The organism is Streptomyces sp. NPDC002690 (genome assembly GCF_053592415.1).
The window spans coordinates 1-1,064 of the sequence record NZ_JBSFVR010000768.1 but is presented as its reverse complement, the minus strand read 5'-3'; the positions used below and the strand labels follow the sequence as shown (position 1 = coordinate 1,064).

The 1,064-nt window shown below is 69.6% G+C and carries 1 protein-coding gene; it reads right to left on the bottom strand.

Annotated elements, in window-relative coordinates; genetic code table 11:
* Nucleotides 1-321: 321 nt before the first annotated feature.
* A partial coding sequence (locus tag ACWD3D_RS37395; RefSeq protein WP_451465074.1) for a LamG domain-containing protein occupies nt 322-1,064 on the bottom strand: 743 nt, incomplete at its 5' end.

Genomic DNA, 1,064 nt, shown 5'->3' with positions numbered 1-1,064 from the left:
GTGTTGCGCAGACGCAGGCGCACCGTGGTGCTGCTGCCGGGATCGACCGTGGCCGACGCGGGTTCCAGGGAGGTCCAAAGGCTCACCCGGCCACGGTAGATCAGTGGTGACGGGCCATCATGGGACTCTGTGGGAAGCATGGTTACGGGTGTGGCCGGGAGTGCCTGCTCAGCCGTTCTTCGAGTCCTTCCGGGGTGGAGAGATCTGCCCCGGAAGGTGCCCCGCAGGCCATTCCCGTCGCACCGTGGCGGTCAACCGCGCGCTCATTTCCCTGCCATGGGTGGGAGACCGTGGCGACCCCCCACCCGCCGGCCCGGGAGGTCAGTCCAACGCTTCGACCTGCTCGCGGGTGAGCGCCTGGTCCCACGCCTCGACCTCATTGATCTGTCCGTCGAACTGGTCGGCGTTGGCGTCGGCGTACCTGGCCCGCCCGATGATGAAGGCGCCGGTCGTCGCGAACGGGTAGGGGTCCTGCGCGGAGCCCTGGGGCGCGCCGTCGACGTAGAGCGTCTGGGTGCCGGTGGCTCCGTCGAAGACACCGACCAGATGGGTCCAGGTGTGCAGATTCGCCGGGGCCAGGGAGAGCGCGCGGTAGCCAACCGCGGCGTCCGCGCCACCGTCCGAGCGTGTCCGGGCGAACGACCAGCGGTTCTCCCCCGGGGAGTACTGGAGGTAGAAGGCACTGTTGTGCTTCCCGCTCTGGCTGACCGCGGTGCGGAAGCCGCCGGTGCTGTTCAGGTTCACCCACGCCGAGACCGTGAAGCCGCTGCCCGGCCCGGTGGGCACCACCGAACTCGTCGAGATCATCTGGCTGCTCGAACCGTTGAAGGCGCCGGCGCCACCGTGCCCGTCGGTGCCGGTCACGTCGGTCGCGTTGAGCGGGTGGGCGCCGGTCTCGTCCTTGCCCGGAGCACCGGGCCTGATCAGCCACTGGCCGACCGGATCCGGTACCTCGGTGGTCTTCTGCTTGCCGCCGCCGGAGCCGTCGGATTCTTTGGATTTGGTTTCTTCGGTGGGTTGGGTGGCGGGTTGGGCGGTGGGTGGGGTGGTGGCGGGTGCGGGGG